This window comes from Caldibacillus sp. 210928-DFI.2.18, assembly GCF_020554505.1.
Taxonomy (GTDB): domain Bacteria; phylum Bacillota; class Bacilli; order Bacillales; family Caldibacillaceae; genus Caldifermentibacillus; species Caldifermentibacillus hisashii.
The window spans coordinates 41,904-65,116 of sequence record NZ_JAJCHL010000004.1 but is presented as its reverse complement, the minus strand read 5'-3'; the positions used below and the strand labels follow the sequence as shown (position 1 = coordinate 65,116).

The following is a 23,213-nucleotide window of genomic DNA, read 5'->3' as shown; positions in this document are numbered from 1 at the left end:
CTCTAAGTATACGTATGCCAATAGGGAAGTCCAATATTCACTTCAGTCCCTCCATTACCACTCCGCAGTTCTCACTTATCAGCCCTTCAAAGATAGCTTCGATAAATGCAACTACCGGGGCAAACAAACATATAAAGACCCGACTTCACAAAACAGAAGCCGGGATAAAACAGGTACATATCAGAGAGAGCAAATCCGATAGTATTTTTCTCAATGTTGTTCTCAAAAGATAATAACCAATAACCCTTCCATCCTTATCACACGAATACCTGACGTTGTTCTCAAAAGATATTTAACTATAAACCAATAACGCTACCCTAGCTTGGGTTGTCCTTTATCGGTCGCATCCACCCTACATATCAAACAAACTCAACTGTTCTGTTTGACCGAGTCGCTCGATGACGACCGGGTCATGGTCTTGGAAGTATGCCCGGTGTAACCATTGCTCCTTCGTCATCACTTGTTTGTTATTATCGTTCGATTCCCTTAACCGGCAGCTGTAGATAATCGGGAAGTAATCTTGTAAAAATTTCCCTTCTGCATGGGCGGTCAACGTAATGATTTGGAAACCTAATTGTTCGGCAACAAAAAAGACCGGACTTAATACGTGATCGCTTGAAGCTTTACCAAACGGGTTGTCCAATATAACGGCCCGATGAAGTTTTGTGTTGGGGCGATTTTGTTTTTTCTTTTCCGCTACATAATTTAAAATCCCTAAAAATAATGTCATATTTTTACTCCATTTTTCCCCGCCGGACCAGACATTACTTTGTTCCCATGAATACGATCTTGTCGTTACCTTGTTTTCATTCGTTACTTTTCGGCAGCTTACTTTCATTGCTTCATTCTTCATAACGTTTTGCAAGAGTTGCTTCGATTGTAACCACATTTCAATATCTTTTCTTATTTTCATATCATCTTGACTGCCATCCGGTTTGACATAGCGTTCTGATTCTAATTGAGTTAGGATCCATTCGATATAATCTCTGATTCGTTTTTTTCCTTCCTCTTCTTCCCATTCCGGAATCGAGAACGAATAAATGGTTTTCCAGTCATCCCCTACTTTGACCTTTGTTTTTCTTGGAATTTCCCGCAGTTCTTCTACAATGGTTGTTAAATGCGTATGAATTTGGTTGATAAATGCCTGAAGAGCGGCATCTTCTTTGCGAATACTTTCGTTGGCATAATTTATTGCTATTTCAATTCGTTTGACCATGTTTCGCTGAAATTCGAGTAATTCGTCATACGTATCTTTAAAATCGACGCCGTTTTCCGCCATTTTTCGCATCTTAAAGTCGGAAATGGTTTGGCAAAACTGTCTGAACGTTTGTTTCCCGTTTCCGACATTTTTATTTTCCCCGTCAACATTTTCTCGGGCCGACTCCAGTTCACGGATTATCGATTGAACAGACGGTTTTCGGTGATAGGTAAACGCCATTTTCTCATCGGCATTTAAAGGAGTCGCTTCAATATTAGGTGCGTCAAAATGATGTTTTTCAATAAAACGGTCCATTTCCCGTTCAGCTTCATTAATCGATTGTATTTCTTTTTGAATACGGCTCAGTTGCGTATCAATATATTGTTTCTTTTCGTCCAAATCCCGTTTTTCTTGTACTAAAAGGTCTTTTTCTTCATCGAGAGTGGCTTCAGTAAACTCGACTATTTCCACATCAGGATAATTCCGTTGAAACTGGTCAATCGTCAATTGCCATTTTCCTTTTTGCCCTTCTTTTGCCGCCAATTTTTCTGTTTTCATCTTGTCCAAACCTTTAACTTCTTTGGCTAATTGAACCATTAGCCGGCGTGTGTTTTCCATTAATTGTTCGCCATCACTCGGAAAAACTTGTTCTTCATTGAGTTGTGATTGCTCTTTCCGAAGTTCGTCCATATCTAATTGGACTCGGTTGATATTTTGAATGGCATTCTCCCGTCTTGCTTTCCATTCTCCGTAACTTTGACTGATTTTCTGCAATTTTAATTGAATCGTGTTCATTTTTTCTTGAATGGCCAGTTTACTTTCTCCGGTAAAAATCGGACTATAGGAACGCACAGCTTGATATTCATCAAGATTTTCATAGAATCTTAAACTAGACTCGAGATCCCTTTTTCGTTCTACCAGTGATTTTTCCTGCATTTGATAATCAGTCAACTGCCGGTTCCAACGGGTCATCTTTCTTTGGATATTTTCCAATTCATTCATTAGTTGTTTTTCCTTTTTCTTCGCCTCTTCTACTTCACGGACGTATTGAAAATATTCCATCGCCCTTTCCAAATTTCGTTCCAATCCCTGCATTTCTTCTTTGAATTCAGAAATCGTTTCAGCAAATTGTTTTCCTTTTTCTTGGCAGATCCCACCCTTTTCCTCTTCATTCTTGATTTTTCTTGACATTTCATCAATTTTTCGAATATGTTCGGAACGGGATTCATCTAATAGTTGGACTTTTTCAAACGGGTACATGGTAATAAATTGTTGGAAATCTCTTAAGCCTGTCTCCCATTTTTTCAGTTCTTGTTCTTTTGCTTCCCGAGTATCGGTTGCCGCTTTTGCCCGCTCCTTGATTTCTGTTTTCCAATGGTCAAAAGCCTCTTCGTTCATTCCTTTTTGCCAATGAAGCGGAATCACCCATGTATGAACGTCATCCGTCATGATATCAACTGTAGCTGCTTCTTCCAACGTCATTACTTGGATTGGAAAATGCAATTGTTCAGCTGACATCTGCAATTTTTCTTGTAAGGCCGGTTTCGATTTATTCGTTGTGATGAGTGTAAGTGACCATAGTGGATAGGAACACATTTTCTCGTATTCATGTTCATCAAGGGTTTGTAAGTACTCGACACCGGTAAGAAGATAGTCAAATTGGTTTTTCCACGATTTTATGTGAGAATCAATATAGGAATCGCTGAAAAACAGTTGCTGTTTACCGTAATCGTCTACCAATCGGTATGCAATCCGTTCTTTATATAGCAACTCTTTTTTCTCTTTTGATAAAATATCAATCGACTCCTCAAGTCGAGAGAAAATTGATTTTTCCAGATCATAAATTGACTCAAGAGACGACCACCCGGGGCGGAGAAGACTTAATTTTTCAATAAGTATTCGCTGTTCATAATCAATTCTTTCCCTGTCATTCTCAATGATGTTTAAAGAATTTTGCACTTGTTCCCGTTCTGTTTTCAGTTCATCAATACTTTGGCTGATTTCTTTTTGCTCATGTTCCAATTGTTTTATTTCTCCGGTTAATCGGATGACTTCTTCGTCTAAAAATTGATAACGGTCTTGCCAAAGTTTATATTCACTTTCCACCTTTTGTTGTTTCGGATTAGCAAGGAGCAATTGTTCCAGTTTTGCTAAATCCGTTTGACGTGTACGAATCTGATTTTCAATCGCAGCTGTTTCTTTTTGTTTTTCCGATTCGAGTTTCCCGGCTTCATCCAATTGTTTTTGAATCGCTTCGATTTGTTCCTGAATCGGGTTCAACTCGTATTGAACTTGAGAAATTTCTTTTTTAATCTCGTCCATTGTTTCAACAAAGTAGCCGAGCAATGACCGTTTTGCCTCCTCCAGCTGGATTTCAAGGTCCTCCAATTCTTCTGTTTGGTCCAGCTTTTCGATTTCTTTTTCAATCATGGTTAATTCGTCTTGATAGTTCTTTAACTCCAATTTTAGTTTGGCGAGTTTTAAAGAATAATAGTCCCTGTTAACATTTGCCAATTCCTCTTCCCTTTGGCTAAAATTGGCATAAACTTCTTCATATTCTTTTTCCAGCGCCGTAAATTTCGATTTTTCTATGGCGATTTGGTAGGAAGCTTTTTTAACTTGGTAATGATCATAAGCTGATTGCCACTCTGCTAATGTTTGCATCATTCCATGGTGTTCTTCATTCATATTGCTTTTTTGCATCTGGATTTCTTCCCAAATGCCTTTTGCTCGCTGCTTTGTCTTGTCGTATGCAAGTTTTGCTATATGAAGCTTTTCAAAGGTTGCCACATACTTTTCCAACTCAGCTTGAATGCGTTTATTTTCTTCAATCGTTTCCTTTAATTTTTTATATTGTTTTAAGCTTTCATGTCGCTTTTCAAACATATCGGCAAACATTTTCGGATCATGACCGGAAATCGAGTTTTCCACTGTTGGGATTAACAGCCGGTCGAATAATTGATTCGTACTTTTACAATCATCAAAGAAAGCTTCTACACCGCCTTCTGAGCTATTGATTTTAACAATGCTATCCCATTCTTCGGCAATGATATGGTACTGTTCTTCAATGAATTTTCGATATTCTTTAATTGTGGAGAAGGTTCTTGCTAAAAAATTTCTGTCCCGCATGCCGCTATAGTAATCTTGCATTTCTCCTTTTTCCGCCGGACGTTTTCCATTTTTCCCTTCCCTGACAAACGGCATTTCCTCTATACTGTGAGCGTCACCCGCTCCGTACTCATACACATAGCGCAATGAATCCAGTCCGTCTTTTGTTGTAAACAGTGTAACCGCGGTAACGACGTAGCGTCTCGGTCTTTCATTAATTAACCATTCAATCGCAATATGGGCCGGTGCGTTTTCAAGAACTAATGTGTTTTTTATTTTTCTTTCAGCCAGGTCAGTATGGGGGATGATCGCCTGTAGGACCGTTTGAATAAAAACCGTTTTCCCGCCGCCGTTTTCAAGTAGAATTGCACCATTGTACCCATCAAAGAAAAACAGTTCATCATTATAGCGTTTCTTTCCCTCTTCATACACTACATTTGTTAGTCGGATTTTACTGATAGCCGGCATCTTCATTCTCCTTTTCAAAACCGTAAATAAATTCAAAAATCCCTTTGTTGAATTCGACTTCCATAAAGAACCGCTGAATAATGGTCATCGCCTTTTCAGTCAAAGTCACTTCATTATTACCGATATCTTGGATTAAATCTTGGTCTTTTAAAAATCTTCGTACCGTGTCGATAAAGCTTAATCGACTGATCGTATTTCCGGACTGTCGTTTGGCGGTTTCCTTAATATCATCCATATCATCCCATTTCTCGATGATTACCGTCCAATTATAAGAAAACTCTTTTTCTAGTTCTTTTAGCTCATCGATATCATGAGACTTCAGTTGGTCGATGCGGTCCTGGATAGAATGAACCCAGTCTTCCAATGACAGAAATTGTCTTGTCGGCTCATGGCTTTGATAGGAGTCATAAAAGCTGCCAAATAAGATTAATGTACAAAAATAGAGCAAATAAATGTCTCCGTTCGTTGCGCCAGACCGTAAATAATTTTTCTTAATCCAATCATTGGATACGTGGAATGGAGAAAGCCTTGTTTTTGGTACGAAGAAAAGTTGTTCACTTGTTTTAATGATGACACAATCGACTTCGTAACTAAATAGGTCTAGTAATGCGCGGATATCGTCATCGGCATTGTATAGTTGGACACTATCAACACCAAGTACACCGTCTCGCGCCAATTTTGTATACAGTTGAAAGGCTTGGATTACTTTACTCTCTGAATAGTCCATCGTCTGTCCCCTCCAATTCAAATGTCATATCCTGGATGGAATACCTGTCGACTTTTTGAATAATTATATTTCTTTCCGTTACTATTAACACCCGTCCGTTTAAGCTGGACAGTGCCTCACCAAGCACCGTTTTGCCGCTTGTTTCATCCTCGTTTCCGTGATGAACCGGTGAACGCTGGTGCAAAATCAGCCAGAAGTCGTAAAAGTATCTTTGTTGATAGATCTCCTCCATCCCTTGATTTTCCAAATAGGCAAAAAATCCGGATAATGTTCGAACACCATTGTTTTCATAGGATTGAAGAAACAGTTCCATTAATTCACCGTATTTTTTTGTAAGCCATAAACGATACGGATCATTGGTATTGTCATCGTTTACGTCAAGGAAATGATATTCCACTTTTTCCTCGCGTTCCTCAACCAGGTTTTGTTCCGCCAAAACAGTAAGGGGTGACCATGTCCGATTTTCCTCTACTTTTAAAAACGGATGAAGCAACCCTTTCATTGCGTCCATGGGCAGTGGTGCTGATACGACTCGTGACACTAAATCCTGATCAAAATTGAACGATTGCATGCCTGCATAATAAAGCGATTCCTGCGCTGTCATTAAGGTTGTATTTTTTAAATGAAAAGTCTGGTCAAGTAAGTGGGAATGCTCATAATGCACTTCTTCCAGTTCGCGGTTAATTTTTAAAATATAATTGTACGCATTTCGTTCTTTCTTATGGACATCTTGGGCATATAACCGTTCCCTTGTTTCTTTGACAAAATTACGCAACTCCTTAAATTCCTCGTCTTCCCGTTCGAGCCGGCCGTAAATATCATCGAGAAGCTGTTTGTAACGTTCAAAGGTTTCCTCAGATACTATGCTGCGCTGGATTTCATGTTTTAATTTCTCCATGCGGTCCTCAAGGGTTTCCACATCAATCCGCATTTCATTAATTTGTCTGAGGGCCCCTTTAAACTCGCCCTTTTCCAGCTGTTTTCGTAAAATTAATTGATTGATTGACAATTGAAACTCGCTGTAAAACTCTTTTGTGGCAAAAATCAGTTCCAGTCCGTCGTCATCCAATGTATAATACTGTGCATTTGTTTGCACATCAAAATTGTTTGCTTTTAGTATTGAATATTCGATGACACCCGTTTCCTTTTTTTCCCAATCAAAATATTTATAGCTTCGTTTTTTCCCATGTGTCGGTCTGAACGTTTGAATGATGGTCCGGGCATACTCTTCATATTTCTCGTCACGCAATATATAAACTTGATGGGTCATTTCTTTAAGAAAGGCCGCCAATTGCTTAACACCTGTTTTTGATTCACGAATCAGTTTATTTTCAAAGAAAAATAGTAAAGCTAAAAGACCAAGGCCTTTCATATCAATGTTTTTACCTTCTAAGTCAACTTCCCGTTTCCGTTCCAAATCGTATAACGGGTCAAAGAGGGCAAGCCTTCTCATCCGCTCCATGTAACCGGTCGTTATTTCTTTTAGATCAAGGCTTTCCAATCAGATTCCCTCCAAATCGCTTGCAATTGTTTCGATTTTAGTATTTCTTGCGGATAATAAGTTCCCAGTCGTAATAATTTTTGAATTTTGTCTTGATGGAGTTTAGAAAAATTTGTTAAAAAAGCTTGTAATGCTTCTCGATTTTCTAATTGGTAACCTTTTCCTTTTACCGGTTCTTGGGCTAAACAGGCAATGTAAAACGGCAATGCTAATTTTACCGATTGTCGCTTCGTTAACGAGTACCAAATAGACACACCTTCTCGGTCAAGGTCGCCAAAATAAAAAAACTCATGATTGGCTTCGACCGGATATTGAGCGGGAAATTGTTCAATGCTTTTAATAATTACTTTGCCGCTACCATAAATTAAGGTTGAAAATTCGGTATCCACGAGGGCCGGCAACAATCCTTGATACGTCGTTTTATTTTCAACAATAAGATGGAATTGGTTCTCTCTATGAATTTGTCCCGGATTAACCGCAAACATTAACGGTTCTGAAACCGGAATAATTTGTAACCGTTCATAAAGACCAATCCGTTCTAAAACTTCTTTTCCTCCCTTTTCGACAATCCATTTTTCATCATGTACCAGTTCAAAACTACGCTCAGGTGCCGGAACCGGTTCATTGGGGAAACCAAACGCTTTTAAATAATGATCGATTTTTTCAATAAAGGGAAGGTCTTGTTTCCATACGACCGGATCAATCCGGAAGTATTCATCAAGTAGTATGGCGGGATGCAATTTATTCCGGTATATTTGCAATTCTTGGTGATGGCTTGAGGCCAAAACACTTTTTTGAATACGGTACTGATAGGCGAGGGATGGAGTCCGTGCCGTCCGTCCTTTGGATTTTACCATTTCCAGTATCTGGTCCTTTTCCAATTGCAGAATGACGTCCGCAAACTCCTCATAAGTATGAACGAAGGATTTTGTCAATTCTTCTAAACGGGTTAAATCTATCATACGTTTCGGATAAACAGAGAGGATTCTTTTTAATTCTTCCAAACCTAGCACTCCTTTAAACTCACAACTTTTTCTTTAGGTACTTTTATTTTACTAAGGGATTGTGGAAATGTCATTCGTACCTGACTATATTCAGATAGAAAGTTTTGGATGCTATTCCAAAAAGTTTATGAGGAGAACTCATAAAGAGGAATTTATGAGTTCTCTCCTTATCCGGGCTTCCTGACTTAATTCAGCCATCTGTTTCACCTCATTGGGATTACCTTTTTAACTCATCCTTTAATTCCAAAACCTCAGATTCCGTTAATCCTGTAATCTTAATGATCAAATGAAGGTCTAAACCTTCCATCAACATCATTTTCGCATCTTCCCGTTTGCCTTTTTTTATGCCCTCTTCTATGCCTTCCCCACGAATGGAATTTATGTCCTTCAATGCCTTTTCACGGGCTTCCGCCAACATCCGCGCTTCCCTGTCCATACTTACTGTGCGCAACATATCTACCGCATTTTCTATTATCGGGTCTTGATTTGCCATCTCTTCCCACCTCGCATCATCTTCATTTGTTAAAAAGCGTATCCATTTTGCCATCCGGTCATTCGGATGAATCAGATTTTCCTTATACGTTAAGAATGTATAAATTTCCAGCAAAGAAGCGAATTCGACGTAGTGGGAAATTTTAAGAATTAAGTATAAGTGCAACTATGGCTCTGCTCTCGCCTGAAGGCTCAGCAATCGCCAAGTTTTCTTTATCTTGCCTGACAAACTTCAGCATTTCAATAATACGTAACTTAACTCGTTCCTTTCATTTTTATTATACAAAATTTCATGTATTAAATAACGAATGATGGAAGTTTTAAATAAATTTTTATTTGTAGCAATGCTTGTAAAAACGGGGATGAACTTACACACTTTTATTGGAGAGGGACATTAAGCTGACATTTTTAGTAATAATTCGACATAGGTAAAAAAAATCCTTCTAAATCAGGAAAAATTTTTATATTGACGGAGTTTCGCAAACTCTGTATGATTATTAGGGATTTTGCATAGAGAAACAGGTTTTTAACTTGAAGGGAGTCTGCCGTTAATGGCTGAAAATAAAATAAGTTTCTGGATTTTAACCGCTTTGGTTGTTGGAAACATGGTTGGTTCGGGGATTTTTATGCTACCAAGGACACTTTCGGAAGCCGCCAGCCCTGCAGGTGTTTTACTCGGATGGGGTGTAACCGGATTTGGTGTTTTGTTCTTGGCTTTGGTTGTTGGAAATTTAGCGATACGAAAGCCCGAGTTACACGGAGGACCGCAAATTTACGCAAAGGAATTGTTTCCGAAAAATTCAAAAACCTCACTTATATCCGGTTTTATGTCCTCATGGGGTTATTGGATTGGAAATTTTGCCGGAAATGCAGCAATTATTACAACCTTTGCAAGCTATTTATCAACATTCTTTCCAATATTGAATAGTAAATTAGTAATAGTTGAAATTGGCCCATTCACACTTTATTCAGGAAATCTATTAACATTTTTTGTCTGTTCAATCCTTTTATGGGGATTGCATATAATCATTTTAAAAGGAATGGATGGTGCGGGAAAACTGAACTTTGTTGCAACCGCAGCAAAAGTGATTGGGTTCTTCCTGTTTATCATTATTGCTTTATTTACATTTGAAAAAAGTAATTTATTGCCCCTTTACGCCCCAAGATATGAGGAGACAGGTCTATCTCTTGGCTTAGGCGGCCAAGTTTATCACGCAGCAATTTCAACGTTATGGGCATTTTGTGGGGTTGAATCTGCCGTCGTATTTTCCGGACGAGCGAAAAAAAAGCAAGATATTAAAAAGGCAACAATAATCGGTCTCTTGTTGGCATTGGCTATTTATATCGGAATCAGTTTATTAGTAATGGGAATCCTTCCTCAAAATCAATTAGTGCAATCAGAAAAGCCTTTAGTTGATGCGATGGAAATAGTTTTAGGTCCAATTGGTGCTTATTTACTATCCGGCCTGGGCATTATCAGCTTACTCGGCTCGACCATTGGATGGATTTTATTAAGCTCCGAAGTTCCTTATCAAGCAGCAAAACAAGGGATTTTTATTCCGGCCTTTGCAAAAGAGAATAAAAAAGGAATGCCGGTTTTTTCATTAATCCTGACAAACGCATTTACCCAAGTATTTCTTTTTTCAACCATTTCAAACTCGATGGCCAGCGCCTTTGATTTTGTTATCTATATTGCTACCCTTGCCTTTCTTGTTCCTTATTTGATCTCCTCCTTATATCAACTGAAATTAGTTGTGACTGGGGAAACATATTTGGATCATTTTGGCAGGTGGTCGGATGGAATCATCGCCTGTCTTGCCACCCTTTACTCAACATGGGCCATTTTTGCCGGAACCTCTGATTTAAAAACATTTCTTTTTGGAATGATTTTATTGGCAAGCGGTTTGTTCTTCTTTCCACTGCTCCGTAAACAAAAAAATGTACCAACTAAGCAATCTGCCGCATAAAAGGGGAAGTCAAAAGCGCAGGGCGGAAATGGTAGTCTTTTCCGATAACAAACACAAAAAAAGGAGCTATTTAGTTAGCCCCTTTTTCTCTTTGACTTAACTTTCTCTTTACTGTTGCGGTGCAGAAGGTGTAGAAATACTTTGCAGTGCTTCTCCGGCCTCATTTGCATAAATATTTTCTGTGGCAAGATCACCCAAGGCCACCATTCCGACGATTTGGCCGTTTTCTACAACAGGTAAGCGGCGAATTTGATGCTTAGCCATCAAATCGGCTGCTTCATGTACATCCATATTTGGCGTTCCACTGACAATTTGTTGTGCAGTCATCACTTCTGACACAAGTGTTTGTGGATGTTCTCCCTGTGCGGTTGTACGAAGCGTGATATCCCGATCTGTAATGATCCCTACAATCTCCCCGTTGTTATTAACGACCGGCAGTGAACCAATATTATACTCACTCATTAATGCTGCGGCTTCTTGAACCGTTTGTGATTCTTTAATCGTTACTACATCTGATGTCATAATTTCATTTAAATTGCGTGCCATATCATGAACCTCCATTAAAAAATATATTATTTTCATTTCTTCAATTTATAACAATCAAAAGTACAAAATGATCCGTCGGCAACTTTTTTCCAAAAGTAACATTCAAAATCTTTTTCTCAAAAATCATTCCCATGTAAAATAAAAAAATGTGAAGAAATATTACGATTCCTCTTTTAATTCACGAATTTCTACCACTGTCCGTTCTTCCAAAGGACCTCTCAGATGGACGGTGGCCGTTCTTCCGTCTTCATTCAATTCATCAACCCAGACAGAAACTCCATTATATGTAACTTCTACATCATTTGGAGAAGATAATATTTGCTTTATTCTAGTTTGATCCATCGTTTTCCCCCTTCCTTTTGAAACTACTTATAGAGTTTGCAAATGGTTCATTATTATACAAAAACAATGCAGCGAAATCGTCCGTCCCATTTCACGCATCTTTAGTCCCCATCACTTCATTTTAAAAAAATAAATATCAGCATTTTATCTCAAACTTGTCCTAATCGATATAAAATAATTCCCCTCCTTTTGATTAGTTTTTATCACCCGGATACATTGATGTATAATAGAAGCGTGTTTATTTCATTATTTATTGGAAGGTCGGATTGTTATGAAAGAAATGAATGCGATAAAACTTACTTCGTTAACGACAAAAGGCGGTTGCGGTTGTAAGATTGGGCCGAGTGATTTGGAAGAAGTGTTGCGATTGTTGCCACCTTCGAAAAAAGATCCCAATTTACTTGTCGGTCTCGATACAAGTGATGATGCTGGTGTATATAAAATTAGCGATGACCTCGCTCTTGTGCAGACGGTGGATTTCTTTACCCCGATCGTTAATGACCCCTATTCATTTGGTCAAGTCGCCGCTGCCAATGCAATTAGTGATATTTATGCAATGGGTGGTAAACCTTTAACAGCTTTAAATATTGTTGCCTTTCCAATTAGTAAATTAGACAAAAGTATCCTCTCCGAAATTTTGCGAGGAGCCCAAGAAAAACTGGAAGAAGCCTGTGTAACGTTGGTTGGTGGGCACTCCATCGATGACCAAGAACCGAAATTCGGTCTTGCTGTAACCGGTTTGATTCATCCGGATCAAGTTAAAACAAATGCAGGAGCTGTTCCCGGTGATAAACTGATTTTAACAAAACCGATCGGCGTTGGAATATTAACGACCGCGATTAAACGAGATTTACTCAATGATGAACAAATTTCACGGGTTACTAAAGTTATGACTACTTTAAATAAAACAGCTGCAGAATTGATGAAAAAGTATGAAGTCCATGCTTGTACCGATGTAACAGGTTTTGGTCTGTTGGGTCATGCAACTGAAATGGCTAAAGGAAGCAGAGTTGGTCTAAAAATTAGAAAAAACCAAGTTCCAATTCTTAAGGGTGCCCGTGAATTGGCGGAACAAGGCGTACTTCCCGGAGGATCAAAAAATAACTACGCTCATGTACAAAATATGGTTACGTTTCCCGATACAATGGATCAAGTCGACCGCCATATATTATGTGATGCCGTTACTTCCGGCGGTTTATTGATGAGTGTAGCTGCAAACGATGCAGAACAATTATTAACGGACCTTAAAAATGCCGGTTTGGAAGCAAACACAATCGGTGAAGTGAGTGTAGAACCTGTTGGACATGTCATAGTTGAATAATATGCAACTTCAAACAGTGGAGGAATCAATATCCCCCACTGATTGTTAAGTGACAATGCAAACGCATAATGGGTAACCCCTTTCCACTTGCCAAAAAAATTGAAGGTTTTTTAACTCACTAACAATAGTGTAAAGAGTGTTACAACCGCAGAGCAAAATATAAAACGGGCTGAGTTTTTAATTCACTAACAGTAGTGGATAGAAGGGTCTTTTTTGGAGGTAAAACGAATGTTTACAAATATTACGGTAACAGAATTAATCCCATTAATGGAGAATAAACAGATGACATTAATCGACGTCAGGTCTCCCGTTGAGTTTGAAAATTTCTCCATTCCGACTAGTATCAATATTCCTTTTTTTACCAATGAAGAACGTGCAGAAATCGGTACCATTTACACCCAAATCAGTGAAACAGCGGCAAGAGATCGCGGCTTGGAAATTATCTCGGCGAAACTGCCTGATTTTATTAAGAAATTCAAGGCAATCAATGGTGAAAAAACGGTCTTTTGTTGGCGGGGCGGGATGCGGAGTCGGACAACAGCAACACTTTTAGATTTAATGAATATTCATGTCCACAGATTGGACGGAGGGATCCGTGCTTACCGAAAATGGGTAATCGAACAGCTGGAGAATATCCAATTACCACCTGTTGCTTATGTTCTTAGCGGTTTAACCGGAACCGGGAAAACGAAAATTTTACAGACTTTACAAAAGGAAGGCTATCCAGTGATTGATCTGGAAGGAATGGCGAATCATAAAGGATCAATTTTTGGCCATATCGGTCAGCGTCCCAACAATCAGAAAACCTTTGATGCTTTGCTCGTCCATCGACTAAGGGAATTACAACATGCACCATTTATTATGTTTGAATCTGAAAGTAGTCGGGTTGGCAAAGTGACCCTTCCGCATTTTTTATTGGATTTAAAAGGGAAAAGTAACTTTTTGATGATTGAATTACCGATAGAAGAACGAATCAACGAAATTTTAGAAGAATATCGGCCATGGGATAACCAATCGGAATGTTTAGCCGCTTTTCTTAAAATAAAATCACGTATTCACACTCCGGTTGCCAATCAAATTGAGCAAGACCTTAAATCTGAAAATTATAAGCAAGCTGTCCGGTTACTTTTGGAATATTACTATGATAAACGCTATAAACAAATCGAGCCACAATATCCTGACTCGGAAAAAATAATAATACATGTAAAAAATATTGATGAGGCCATACAAGTCGTAAAACATGTTATCCCTCGGAAAGGCTCGGATCAAATTATCCTTTAAACTTTTATTATTTTGACTCCTCATTAAGGGAATAAAAATCCTTAGGCAGAGTTTATGAACTCTTTACAAATAAAGGGAAATTGTGATGAAAGCAGGTTGAAGTTGGGTGAAAAAAAAGCGAATCTTGGTGATTGCTTGCCTAATTGTATTCATATATATTTTCAATCAAAAATTTGATTTTGCGGAAGAAATTAACTTATTAGCCAAGTCACAGGAAGACTCAACAGAAAATGACACAAGCGAAATTAAAAAAATCCAATTAGATGTACCACTCATCAATCAAATGGAACATCCCCGCCTATACAATGGGTGTGAAGTAACAAGTCTCGCCATGTTACTAAATTATCACGGTATAGAAGTGACAAAAAATGAATTGGCAGAAAAAATAGCTAAGGTGCCACTTCAATATGACAATGGTCTTTACGGAAATCCAAATGTCGGATTTGTCGGCAATATGGAGGATGGACCAGGGCTTGCTGTATATCACGAACCGATTTATCAGTTAGCTGTTCCATATGCCGGCAAAAAAGTCATAGATTTAACAGGAGAACCATTTGAAAAAGTTATTAAGCAATTACAAAAAGGGTTGCCGGTTTGGGTAATTGTAACAAATACATTTCAACCGGTACATAATTTCCAAACTTGGGACACGCCACAAGGGGAAATACAGATCACCTTCAGCGAACACAGTGTGGTCATAACCGGATTTGATCAAGAATATCTATATTTGAACAACCCTTATGGAACGAAGAATCAAAAAGTGGACAGACCAGCTTTTATCCAAGCTTGGGAGCAGATGGGGAAACAAGCGATTGTGATAACAAAATAAAGGAATCAAGCCGCATGTGTTTCTTTGGATAGGGTTAGTTGTGAATTTTCTGATGACAGGCTATTTCTTTGTGACTAAAATATGTCCTTGTGGTTCGAGATTAGAATAGTTCATACATTCGTGTTTCTTGTGATTAGGGTAGGGCAATTTTCCTTGTCAATTGGACATGTTAATCTATTTTTTAAAGTCGATAAATCGGTTTTTCCTGTTTTTTGTTAGGATATTTTTTGTCTGTATAACAAAGAATAGAAATATTGCAATAATCTACTCAGAAATTGGCATAAGTAATTAGGAAAGTTCCGATTTGCTTAAGAATACTGGTTAAATTGATCCATATTTAATATTCAATAGGAGGCTAGACGTGAATACGCCCAATTACTTTTGGTTTTTCGTATTATCAGGAATTAGCCTTATCGTCTTTATCATTACAATCATCAAACATAAAGAGAAAAAAAGATTAGTTCAAACCTATTTTTTTATCAGCGGGTTATCCTATATTGTCGACTATTTTATATTGATCATCTTCCACGGCTATGATTATAAACCAAATTTAATTAAGACCTTTTGGTTTGATTCCACTCTTGGGTCAATTGTTTCACAAGGACTTGCCATACCGACAGCTGCCAGCGTAATTGCTGCCTTTCATTATCCATTTGTTATAATTATTCTCACCACCATATCATTTATAGGGATAGAGGAATTATTCATAAAATTTGAACTATATGATCATCATTGGTGGAGGACATGGATTACTTTTTTACTACTACCTATTTGTTTTTATTTAGCAAAGTTCTGGTATGAAAAGCTCAAATATCCGACAAGAGTCGTGCGATATATTACTATGTACTTGACGATCTCTGTTTATTCCAACACCCTTCAATTCTTGTTGATAGTCGTTTTTTCTACCCATCTTTATTCAGTTGAATGGTTTTCCGATCCCTATAGAAATACCTTGGCTCTAAATGCTCTAATCATCTTTTTATTCATGTTCCTCATTACATTTGTGGTAATGTTTCAATTTAAATGGTATTGGATTGCCGGAGTGTTATTTTTTAAATGGCTACTAGATGATTTCTTAGTAAAAAAAGAGCTTTTATTCCTAGCAGAAAATTGGAATCTCTTCTATTTTTCAATATTACATCTTATAACCATTGTCTTGTTTCGATTTATTTATGTTAAATGGTTCACGAATATTCCAAAGCATTATAACCAAATTTACAGATAAAGCTTTATCTTATACTTTAAGAACATAAAGTAAAAAGGGTGCCATCCGTTATTTCAGAATGGCACCTTTTTGCTGAAGAAAAATCATATTTTTCTCAAACGCAAGTAAAAGATTGGATTTGTCGCAAATCAATACCAAAATAAACCCACGTAAACCCGATCCATCGCCAACCTGCTACTGATCTTCTACCTACAAAAATCGGATAAAACCAGAATTGCTGACCATTGTTCAGCCAAACATAGGTGTATCTAAACAAGCAACGACGAATACCACCCGGATCTACCGCAAATACTCCCGCTTGTTGTGTCGGGATAAAAGATGGAGGTGCACCAGTTGGGGGGCCTCCCTGTTCTCCTCCGCCAGGTTGCCCGATTGGAGGCGAAAAGCTTGGTGGACCCTGCTGTGGTCCCAAAATTCCTCCTGGGAAAAAGGGTGGTAGATTAAATTGTCTTTCATCATAGGCGGCCGGAAAATAGTCTGCCATCGAGTACAGCATTGGATGGTAATACTCAGTTCGACTATTTTCATTATACTCATAGTAGGGACTGTAACTTTGATACATAAGCATCTCTCCTCTTCCTTTCCATTCACTTCATCATATTCATTTAGTCATCTCCCTATCAACTTGTACCTAAGAATTGTGTGTTTGCCTATTTCCCGAGATTCTTTCAATGTTCATTCGTAAATTTGTTATGTTGTTTTAGCTAAGATGAATTTTATGAAAAGGACTCACGAAATCCAGTTTCGCTTGAATATGCTTCAATTTCATGTATAATAATTTTTAAGTATATAGGTAAAATTGTTTTCTAGGGTTCCGCAATGATTATGTTGGTCCGGTCCGAGAGAAAACTCACAGTTCTATAGCTGTGCCACGGAGGGATAAAAGCCCGGGAGAAACTGAATTCAACAGTTTTCTCTCAGGGCTTTTTTGTAGCACAAAACTGGAGGTGCGTTTTAATGAATCAACAATGGATGCGAGTCATTATAGCAGCTATTTTGGAAATATTTTGGGTAATTGGTTTAGCCCATGCTGATAGCTTTTGGACTTGGACAGGAACAATAGTAGCTCTAATTCTCAGCAATTACCTAATGATCACAGCTGCACAAGTTCTTCCTGCCGGGACGGTTTACGCAGTTTTTGTCGGATTAGGAACAGTAGGTACGGTGATTTCAGAGATTCTTTTCTTTAGTGAACCATTTAGGTGGGAAAAAATCTTATTAATATTCCTATTATTAATCGGCGTAATTGGCTTGAAATTAGTCACAGATCATCAAGTTGAAGAAGGAGAAAAAATGTGATGGCTTGGTTTTTATTAATTTTGGCAGGCTTATTTGAAGCATTTGGTGTGGCGATGATCAATCAATTGCAGAAAACGAGAAATTGGCAAACGATCGTTTTATTAATTCTTGGATTTGGTTGTAGTCTGCTATGTTTAGGTTATTCATTACGATTTTTACCAATGGGAACAGCTTATGCCATTTGGACAGGAATCGGTGTCGTTTTTGGTACCTTAATCGGAATGTTTATTTATGGAGAGTCGAGAAATTGGAAAAGGGTCCTGTTTATTGCGATTATTTTATGTTCGACTATTGGCTTAAAACTTGTCTCTTAATTAAAAATGCTTCTATTTAAACATGGTCTATCATATTCCTCTGTAATTCATAATTTTTTAAAAATAATTATATCCAATAAATTTCTGATATTGTGGTATAATCTATCAATAACTGCTGTTTGGGTTTAATTTTGGAGGAACATATGAAACAAAAAAACTTAATTAAAAAGTATGATAAGCAAGTAACGATGTATGAAAAAAATCGGAAAAATCCAAACATGGCTGCATGGAGAAGGAAAATCATAAATTCGGCCTATGGTAACATTCTTGAGGTTGGTATTGGAGTGGGCGCGAATTTTTCCCATTATAACAAAGAGAAAGTTCATGTGACAGGGGTAGATTTTAGCGCTGAAATGATCAAAAGTGCAAAAAAGGCTGCATCCCGGTATCAAATCGATACAGAATTGATCCATGCAGATTTGGATGATTTGGACTTTTCACCAGAATCCTTTGATTGTATTGTATCTACACTAACATTATGCAGCTATCCGGATCCCGTTAACACCTTAAATAAATTTAACAGTTGGTGTAAAAATGATGGCAAAATTTTACTTTTGGAACATGGCCTTAGTCACAACCCCTTCTGGTCTTTAACACTCAAAGCGATTGATCCTATCTACTCAAGAATCGCTGGCTGCCATTGCAATGGCAATATCCAAAAGATAGTCGAAAACTCTAAGCTAGAGGTTGAACAAATGGAACGACATTGGGGCGGAATTCTTTACTTAATTTGGGCAAAGCCAGGATTAAAGCCCAAGGAAACTGTATAAGGTATAACAGTTTTCTCCCGGGCTTTCCATTGTTTGCCATAATACGATTTTTTATGATCTTTTACCCAAATTTTCCTGTGCCATTTTGACAAGTTCTTTCACCATGCTACCGCCTAATCTGCCGCCTACTTTCCCTGCTTGCTCGGCAGTTAATTTTCCATTATAGCCTTGTTGTAATGGCACGCCTACTTCCGCTGCAGCCTCAAATTTTGCTTGTTCTGGATTATTGGTCCCAGCTACTTTTGCTTTTAATTGATCCAGACCTTTCCTTGCTTCCGGTACTAATATTTTATTTCTTCGTGGCATATATCCCCCTCCTCTCCTTTATTATGTCCAGAAGAGGGCGGGGCTATTTGTTGGTCATTTTGCTTTTTAAAAACAGGCAGAATGTTGTTTTTAGGTAACAGGACAGCATTAACATTTTTAGTTAAAAAATAAAACCAAATTTCAGAAAGTATTTTAATTATTTATATTTTTATGATTCTCCTCACATTAACAGCGAAAGGAATCAAGGTCCCAGTTTTGCCAATGGAGCGCTGCACTACCATCGACGGAGAGAAGGCAATGGGTACAAGTACTTTCAGAATAAAAGCGGCTCGTAAACACTTTTTCCCCGTTATTCAAAAATATTTCTACTGAAGAATGGTCCTGTAAAATATGAATATGTTTGACTGTTTCAACTAAGCATTTTCGTGTTTCTTTTTCGGATCTGTCAAAACGCATCCGTTCAAAAGTAACGACACCTTGGTCTTTAAAATAAGTAAGTTTCCAATTCCCTTGTAAATGAAGACTAAGTTCTTTTCCGTCAAACTTGTTAATTTCTATCATTATTTCTTGAAGTTGTGTATGAGTGGGAATTTCTTTTTGTTCATGGACCAAATTAAAACAAGCTTCAAAATGATTCCTACGCAACGTCTTCAGTTCATTAACCGGTCTTTGATAAATCTTTCCCTCTTTTACCCTTAACTCTCGTGGGATTGTTAACGCATGTAGCCAATCGTTTTGGACTGTTGGATGGTTCTGTTCTTGCTCATCCCCCATCCCCATCCAGGCAATTAAAATTCGTCTCTTTTTATTATCTGTAAATGTTTGCGGAGCGTAAAAATCAAAGCCATAATCAAGTTCCTGAAACTTGCCATGTTCAAACCTTTTCGTTTGTCTGTTCCAACTCCCGATAATGTAGCCGGATTGGTATAAGTTTTGGAATTGATACTGTTGTGACTCCAGTCCTTGAGGAGAGTAAATCAATACATCTTTTCCATCTAGAGAAAAGAAATCTGGGCATTCCCACATATAGCCAAATTTATACGACATAGAGATTCTAGGACCTGCTAATGGGCCTTCCAGTTTCCATTGGAGTAAATCTAAAGAAGAATATAATACAACAGTCCCTTCTAATGACTCTGTTTGAGCGCCAACCACCAGATACCATCTATCCTTTTCTCTCCATACTTTCGGATCACGAAAATTTGAGGTGTACCCTTTAGGTAATTCAATAATAGGACCTTTTTTTTCAAAATGTATCCCATCCTCAGAAACCGCTAAACATTGATACGATTCTCTGCCGCCATTGTCTGTTCGAACATTCCCGGTATAAAACAAATATAACTTTCCTTGATGCGTTAGCGCTGAACCAGAATAACAACCGTCTTTTTCAAACCATTCACTAGGGACCAAAGCAGGTGGATGCTCCTCCCATTGAATTAAGTCTTCTGAAGAAAAGTGTCCCCATGCTTTAAATGTATGTTTTGTGCCAAAGGGATTCCATTGAAAGAACACATGGTACTTACCTTTAAAATAAACTAAACCATTTGGGTCGTTCATCAAACCGACTGGTGGTGTTAAATGGAAGGCGAGCCTATATGGGTCCTTCATCTTTTTCGTTCGAACTTGCTCTAGTCTTTTGTTAATTTCCTCACGTAATTGTAGATCCTTATTCATAAATGAACTCCTTTTCTCGTTGTCCTCTTTAGGAAAATTACATATAGAAAGTGAAGCGGTATTGAGTATATCTTGACTCTTTACCGCTTTATCAGACTGTAAAATGGAACTTTATCAACTTGCTTTTGATTCTTGATTTTGTTCCGTTAACATTTTATCGGAAAATCCGAACAACCAAGTTAATATAAATGCTGTTGCAATTGCGACGATATTAACCAATAAATAGAGTAAAATTTGTCCATTTAAATAGAGAAGTGTACCAGGAATAACGGTAATAGCCATTCCAGTTGCTTTCAATCCTAAGATTGCTGAAAGGAAACCACCGACTCCTCCACCTATTAACCCCATAATAAATGGTTTGAAATAGCGTAAATTAACACCAAAAATTGCAGGTTCGGTAATTCCTAAAAATGCCGAGAAAGAAGAAGGTAGTGCTAATGCTTTCAATTTAGGCGATTTAGTTTTTAAACCAACTGCAAGAGCTGCGCCACCTTGTGCTGCAACAGAACATGTAATGATTGCATTATATGGGTTATTGCCAAACGCTTCGAGTAATTGAATCTCAAGCATATTAAAGATATGATGAACACCGGTGACAACGATTAATTGGTTAAGTCCGCCAATAATAAGTCCGCTAATACCAAATGGCCATTCTAATATTGACTTAAACACAGATAAGATGATGTTTTCGCTCGAATGGAAGATTGGTCCAATGATAAATAAAGCCAATGTGATCATGACTAACAATGTTAAAAATGGCGTTATAATCAAATCAAACGTTTCTGGAACCCGTTTGCGGATCCATTGTTCTAATTTTGCACCGACAATACCAGCAATGAATGCAGGCAAAACCGAACCTTGGTAACCAACGACTGGAATAAAACCAAGGAACATTAATGGGCTTGCATCTCCGCCTGCTACAGCATATGCATTCGGTAACGCCGGATTTACAAGCATTAAACCTAGCACAAGTCCAATTACTGGGCTACCACCAAATACACGGAATGTGGACCAAGCAACAAGTGCCGGTAAAAAGGCAAATGCTGTATCTGTTAAAACTTCAGTAAATAGTATAAAGTTCTGTGAGATATCATCAGGTGTAAGACCAAATAAGCCTAAAATTTGTTCTTGCATGACAAGACCACGTAAACCCATAAATAAACCCGTTGCAACAAGTACTGGAATAATTGGGACAAATACATCACCAAATGTACGAATAGCCCGCTGAAGTGTACTCCCACTCTTTGCGGCCTCCTGGGCTTGTTCCGCTTTTGTCGTACCACTAATACCTAATTTCATTGCCTCTTCGTACATCCGGTTAACTGTACCAGTTCCAAAAATAACTTGATATTGACCAGAATTAAAAAATGCCCCTTTAACTTTATCAAGGTTCTCAACCCGTTCTTGATCAATTTTCTCCTTATCTTTAACCATCAAACGAAGACGCGTTGCACAGTGAGCGGCAGAAATAATATTATCCTTCCCACCAATTGCTTCAATTAACTCTTCAACAATTTTACTGTTTTCAGACATACATTTTTCACTCCTTATTCTTTAAGTTAGCAATTCATCAAAACAATTATGTGTGACAGCATTCGATAAAGTGACTACAGGTTGATTTTCGCCGACATGGAATCGATTCCTCAAAACTGTAAAAAAATAAAATGTATATTCATCAAGTTGTGGAATCGATTCCACAATAATTAAAAAAGAGGAGGACTATTTAAATCCTTATTTTTTTATGGAATCGATTCCACTTAGTTCATTATATACTATTTCCTTCCCTTAGTCTATAACTTAAAATAATTTTTTCCTTTTTTATTGTTTCTCCTTTTATCTTGCTTAGTAATAATTCCGCAGCTGCTTTACCTGCCCTCTCATTTTTGAAATCAATGGTTGTCAGTTTGGGAGTAACATATTTCGATATATCACTTGCCCCGATACTTGCAATACTAATTTCTTCCGGTATGTTTATATTTTTTTCTTTTAATAATGAAATTGCGCCGATTGCGATACGATCCGTCGCTGCGAACACAGCATCCGGTAAAGTGTAACTCTTATCAATAATTTCTTTCATACATTGATAACCTGATTCTGTCTCAAAACTTCCAATTACAAGCCATTTTTCATTTACCTCGATATGATATTCCGTTAACGCATCCATATAACCCCGTTTTCTTTCAATACCTACTGCATAGTCCGTTTCCGGGACACCGATATACGCAATTCTTTTTTTCCCTCTTTTTATAAACAACTCTGTTAAAAATTTAGCTGCATGATAATCATCGTTAAAAACAGATGCCACATCAGGCATATTTTGTCCAACGACAATAATTGGGACTTGTACTTGTTTAATTTCCTCGACAACTTCGGGAAGAATATTTGTTGCAACGAAAATAATCCCATCAACATGCCGATTAACTAGAAGCCGTAAATATTCAATCTCTTTTTCAACTTGTAAATTCGTTGTCGCTAATAAAATTTGATATCCTTCTTTACTAAGAACCTCATCAATGCCGGCAACGATTTTACTGGCCGTTTCGGTACTGATTCTCGGTAAGATGACACCAATTACTTTTGTTTCTTTTGTTCGAAGGGATTTTGCCTGTTGACTAGGTACATATCCTGTGTCTTTAATAACTTTCATTACGCGTTCGCGAACTTCTTCACTTACATATCCGGAATTATTTATAACACGAGAAACGGTTGTCCGTGATACATTTGCCATCTTTGCAATATCTAAGATTGTTACCAAATCCACCCCTCCATTGATGGGAAAATTACGTTCGATTCCGAATTCCGACATAAACTATGTATATCTTAACATATTCTGTCAAAACGCGAAATACGAACGAAGAGGAAATGGAAACAAGTTGAAAT

20 protein-coding genes and 1 riboswitch are annotated in these 23,213 nt (G+C 37.8%); of the genes, 8 read left to right on the top strand and 12 right to left on the bottom strand.

Going from position 1 to position 23,213, the window contains the following annotated elements; all coding sequences use genetic code 11:
• Positions 1-352: 352 nt before the first annotated feature.
• From LIZ98_RS02215 to LIZ98_RS02195, 5 genes are all read right to left on the bottom strand, one after another.
• Positions 353-4,774 (bottom strand): hypothetical protein, encoded by a 4,422-nt coding sequence (locus LIZ98_RS02215; RefSeq protein WP_227138772.1) that lies wholly within the window; start codon positions 4,772-4,774, stop codon positions 353-355.
• Entirely contained in the window at positions 4,758-5,501 is a 744-nt protein-coding gene (locus LIZ98_RS02210; RefSeq protein ID WP_034768879.1) for a DUF6063 family protein, read from the bottom strand. The genes LIZ98_RS02215 and LIZ98_RS02210 overlap by 17 nt, the downstream gene beginning before the upstream one ends.
• Positions 5,482-7,002: a replicative DNA helicase gene (locus LIZ98_RS02205; RefSeq protein WP_227138771.1), complete on the bottom strand. Its 1,521-nt coding sequence runs from the start codon at positions 7,000-7,002 to the stop codon at positions 5,482-5,484. The genes LIZ98_RS02210 and LIZ98_RS02205 overlap by 20 nt, the downstream gene beginning before the upstream one ends.
• Complete coding sequence (locus tag LIZ98_RS02200; RefSeq protein WP_375293561.1) at positions 6,984-8,015, bottom strand: Wadjet anti-phage system protein JetD domain-containing protein; 1,032 nt, start codon at positions 8,013-8,015, stop codon at positions 6,984-6,986. Before LIZ98_RS02200 ends, LIZ98_RS02205 begins: the two co-directional genes overlap by 19 nt.
• Before the next feature lie 208 nt (positions 8,016-8,223).
• Complete coding sequence (locus tag LIZ98_RS02195) at positions 8,224-8,664, bottom strand: Rpn family recombination-promoting nuclease/putative transposase (RefSeq protein ID WP_227138770.1); 441 nt, start codon at positions 8,662-8,664, stop codon at positions 8,224-8,226.
• A gap of 385 nt (positions 8,665-9,049) precedes the next feature.
• Here LIZ98_RS02195 and LIZ98_RS02190 point away from each other — a divergent pair, with 385 nt between their 5' ends.
• Entirely contained in the window at positions 9,050-10,465 is a 1,416-nt protein-coding gene (locus tag LIZ98_RS02190; protein ID WP_227138769.1) for an amino acid permease, read from the top strand.
• A gap of 108 nt (positions 10,466-10,573) precedes the next feature.
• Here the strand turns inward: LIZ98_RS02190 and LIZ98_RS02185 are convergent, their stop codons facing one another.
• Both LIZ98_RS02185 and LIZ98_RS02180 read right to left on the bottom strand, forming a co-directional pair.
• Complete coding sequence (locus LIZ98_RS02185) at positions 10,574-11,011, bottom strand: CBS domain-containing protein (RefSeq protein WP_034768870.1); 438 nt, start codon at positions 11,009-11,011, stop codon at positions 10,574-10,576.
• A gap of 159 nt (positions 11,012-11,170) precedes the next feature.
• Entirely contained in the window at positions 11,171-11,353 is a 183-nt protein-coding gene (locus LIZ98_RS02180) for an H-type small acid-soluble spore protein (protein ID WP_034768868.1), read from the bottom strand.
• A gap of 280 nt (positions 11,354-11,633) precedes the next feature.
• Here LIZ98_RS02180 and selD point away from each other — a divergent pair, with 280 nt between their 5' ends.
• The 4 genes from selD (at position 11,634) to LIZ98_RS02160 (ending at position 16,009) form a co-directional block, all read left to right on the top strand.
• The gene (selD, locus tag LIZ98_RS02175; protein WP_375293562.1) at positions 11,634-12,674 is read left to right on the top strand and encodes a selenide, water dikinase SelD; all 1,041 of its coding nucleotides are present in this window, start codon (positions 11,634-11,636) and stop codon (positions 12,672-12,674) included.
• Between the two features lie 228 nt (positions 12,675-12,902).
• A complete protein-coding gene (gene mnmH, locus LIZ98_RS02170) occupies positions 12,903-13,955 on the top strand; it encodes a tRNA 2-selenouridine(34) synthase MnmH (protein WP_227138767.1) in 1,053 nt (350 codons plus the stop codon).
• Between the two features lie 106 nt (positions 13,956-14,061).
• Positions 14,062-14,784 (top strand): C39 family peptidase, encoded by a 723-nt coding sequence (locus LIZ98_RS02165; protein WP_227138766.1) that lies wholly within the window; start codon positions 14,062-14,064, stop codon positions 14,782-14,784.
• Between the two features lie 361 nt (positions 14,785-15,145).
• Positions 15,146-16,009, top strand: coding sequence for a hypothetical protein (locus tag LIZ98_RS02160; RefSeq protein ID WP_108897737.1), 864 nt, complete (start codon positions 15,146-15,148; stop codon positions 16,007-16,009).
• Between the two features lie 94 nt (positions 16,010-16,103).
• On the opposite strand, the gene LIZ98_RS02155 is transcribed toward LIZ98_RS02160, so the two are convergent.
• Positions 16,104-16,571: a hypothetical protein gene (locus LIZ98_RS02155; RefSeq protein WP_051989019.1), complete on the bottom strand. Its 468-nt coding sequence runs from the start codon at positions 16,569-16,571 to the stop codon at positions 16,104-16,106.
• 233 nt (positions 16,572-16,804) lie between these two features.
• Positions 16,805-16,905: riboswitch (guanidine-I (ykkC/yxkD leader) on the top strand.
• A 61-nt stretch (positions 16,906-16,966) separates the two neighbouring features.
• Between LIZ98_RS02155 and LIZ98_RS02150 the strand changes: the two genes are divergently transcribed.
• From LIZ98_RS02150 to LIZ98_RS02140, 3 genes are all read left to right on the top strand, one after another.
• Entirely contained in the window at positions 16,967-17,308 is a 342-nt protein-coding gene (locus LIZ98_RS02150) for a DMT family transporter (RefSeq protein ID WP_034768858.1), read from the top strand.
• On the top strand, positions 17,308-17,622 hold the full coding sequence (locus LIZ98_RS02145; RefSeq protein ID WP_227138765.1) for a DMT family transporter: 315 nt from the start codon (positions 17,308-17,310) through the stop codon (positions 17,620-17,622). The genes LIZ98_RS02150 and LIZ98_RS02145 overlap by 1 nt, the downstream gene beginning before the upstream one ends.
• A 143-nt stretch (positions 17,623-17,765) precedes the next feature.
• Positions 17,766-18,392, top strand: coding sequence for a class I SAM-dependent methyltransferase (locus LIZ98_RS02140; RefSeq protein WP_227138764.1), 627 nt, complete (start codon positions 17,766-17,768; stop codon positions 18,390-18,392).
• 51 nt (positions 18,393-18,443) lie between these two features.
• On the opposite strand, the gene LIZ98_RS02135 is transcribed toward LIZ98_RS02140, so the two are convergent.
• From LIZ98_RS02135 to LIZ98_RS02120, 4 genes are all read right to left on the bottom strand, one after another.
• Entirely contained in the window at positions 18,444-18,698 is a 255-nt protein-coding gene (locus tag LIZ98_RS02135) for an alpha/beta-type small acid-soluble spore protein (RefSeq protein ID WP_227138763.1), read from the bottom strand.
• A 186-nt stretch (positions 18,699-18,884) separates the two neighbouring features.
• Complete coding sequence (locus LIZ98_RS02130) at positions 18,885-20,333, bottom strand: glycoside hydrolase family 32 protein (protein WP_227138762.1); 1,449 nt, start codon at positions 20,331-20,333, stop codon at positions 18,885-18,887.
• Positions 20,334-20,447: 114 nt separating this feature from the next.
• Complete coding sequence (locus LIZ98_RS02125; RefSeq protein ID WP_227138761.1) at positions 20,448-21,866, bottom strand: sucrose-specific PTS transporter subunit IIBC; 1,419 nt, start codon at positions 21,864-21,866, stop codon at positions 20,448-20,450.
• Between the two features lie 232 nt (positions 21,867-22,098).
• Positions 22,099-23,094 (bottom strand): LacI family DNA-binding transcriptional regulator, encoded by a 996-nt coding sequence (locus LIZ98_RS02120; RefSeq protein ID WP_309240436.1) that lies wholly within the window; start codon positions 23,092-23,094, stop codon positions 22,099-22,101.
• Positions 23,095-23,213 lie beyond the last annotated feature (119 nt).